We start from the raw sequence: 1,977 nt of genomic DNA, 5'->3' as shown, positions 1-1,977 counted from the left end.
TAGACGTCGGCGAGTGAGCGATCCTCGACGAAGAAGGAAGCGACGGAGCCGAGGAAGAGGGGGATCCGGATCGTCTCGAGGTCCAGACCGCGGACGCGGCTGGGTTCGACGGCGACCTCATCGTCGGCGCGGAGGTCGACCACGCGACGGATGCCGAGAGCGACGAGCGCGTCGCGTCCGGCATCGTCCAGCCCGGCGAGATTGCCGGAACGGAACAGCACTCCGGCTCGCGTCACGCTGCCGCTCGCCGGGAGGCCGCCGACGTCGCGGAAGTTCAGGGCGCCGGAGACGATGCTCACGCCGGATCGTCTCCCGCACCGCTCCGGACCGCGCGCGGCGGGACGGGGTACTTGCCGGCGATCGTGATGCGGTTGAAGGCGTTGATCGACACCAGCAGCCAGCTGATCGCGACGTACTCCTGCTCGGAGAGGATGCCGCCGACGCGATCGTAGACCTCGTCGGGTACGCCGCCCTCGTGGATGAACACGTAGCACTCCGCCAGTTCGAGTGCCGCCCGCTCGCGGGCCGAGAACACGCCCGACTCCCGCCAGGTGGCGAGCTGGGCGATCTCGTCGACCCCGAGCCCCGCGGCAGCGGCACGGTCGACGTGCACGCGCACGCAGTAGGCGCAGCCGTTGAGCTGCGAGGCGTGGATGAGCACCAGCTCACGCAACCGCGCATCGATGCCCGCCTCGGCGGCGATCGTGCCGACCGTCTGGGAGAACGCCTCGAGGGCGTCATACGCGGGACGGGCCGACCGGGACAGGTGGACGCGACGCTCGGTGCTCATGCGATCAGCCTAGGACGGGTAGACGACGACCGCTGCGAGCGCGGATCGAGGCACAATGGCCGGATGGATGAGTTCTCCTTCCTCGCCGACCAAGCGGCCGAGCTCGGCATCGACGCCGTCCCGCCCGTGCGCCGTCTCACGCACCTCCTCGACGACGGCCGTGCCGTCAGCGCTCTGCAGTACGGGGACCCGGTCACCGCCGCCTTCACGGCCCCGCAGGTGACGCTGCTGCACGGCGCGGGCCTCAATGCCCACACCTGGGATACGACGGTGCTCGCCCTCGGCGTCCCCGCCCTCGCCGTCGACCTCCCAGGTCACGGCGACTCGTCATGGCGGGCGGATGCCGCGTACACCGGAGGCGTCCTCGCGGCCGACATCGCGCCCGCTGTCGCCGCGTGGACGCGGGACACGCCGCAGGTGCTCGTCGGCCAATCGCTCGGGGGCCTGACAGCAGCCGCGCTCGCCGCCGCGCACCCGGAGCTGGTGCGCGAGCTGATCGTCGTCGACATCACCCCCGGCATCGACCCGGACGGCGATGCCGCACAGATCGCCTCTTTCTTCGCCGGCCCCACCGACTGGGCCAGCCGCGACGAGCTCGTCGAACGGGCGCTCTCGTTCGGCCTCGGCGGATCCCGTGGGGCTGCGACGCGCGGCGTCACCCTCAACTCGCGCGTGCGCGCGGACGGCCGCGTCGAGTGGAAGCACCACTTCGCGCACCTCGCCAACGCGATGGCCGGCGACGCGGATGCCGCGGCGAGCGCGCAGGCACAACGACACGCGATCCGCGGTGCCCTCACCACCGAGGGATGGGACCATCTCGCCGCCACCACCGCTCCGATCACGCTCGTGCGCGGACGTCGCGGGTTCGTGACGCCCGCGGATGCCGACGACTTCCAGCACCGCCTCCCGACGGCATCCGTCGTCGAGGTCGACTCGGGCCACAACGTGCAGGAGGAGCAGCCGGTGGAACTGGCCCGCCTCATCGCACAGGTCGCGCGCGGCTGAGTCGACCGGTCGCATGACGCTCGGTGTCACCCCAGCGAAGACCGATGACCGCACCGACCGCCGCAAAGCCTAGGCTGTAACGCGCACCCGAGTCCGCGGGCCGCTGCGCACAGCACACGCGCACGCCCGCGCTGCCGAAAGGACACCTCTCACAGACTCTAGAGGATCCCCGGGACCGAGCT

3 protein-coding genes are annotated in these 1,977 nt (G+C 71.4%); 1 reads left to right on the top strand and 2 read right to left on the bottom strand.

Going from position 1 to position 1,977, the window contains the following annotated elements; genetic code table 11:
• Together I5I_RS01790 and I5I_RS01785 are read right to left on the bottom strand one after the other, a co-directional pair.
• Positions 1-299: tyrosine-protein phosphatase (locus I5I_RS01790; protein WP_036315710.1), on the bottom strand; the 299-nt coding region annotated here is incomplete at its 3' end.
• Positions 296-790 (bottom strand): carboxymuconolactone decarboxylase family protein, encoded by a 495-nt coding sequence (locus tag I5I_RS01785; protein WP_036315707.1) that lies wholly within the window; start codon positions 788-790, stop codon positions 296-298. The genes I5I_RS01790 and I5I_RS01785, both read right to left, overlap by 4 nt.
• Positions 791-853: 63 nt before the next feature.
• Here I5I_RS01785 and I5I_RS01780 point away from each other — a divergent pair, with 63 nt between their 5' ends.
• Entirely contained in the window at positions 854-1,795 is a 942-nt protein-coding gene (locus I5I_RS01780) for an alpha/beta fold hydrolase (protein WP_036315705.1), read from the top strand.
• Positions 1,796-1,977 lie beyond the last annotated feature (182 nt).

Source organism: Microbacterium sp. B24 (genome assembly GCF_000333415.1).
Classification (GTDB): Bacteria; Actinomycetota; Actinomycetes; order Actinomycetales; family Microbacteriaceae; genus Microbacterium.
Note: the sequence above shows the minus strand (reverse complement) of the source record. Positions and strands in the feature narration are given on the sequence as shown.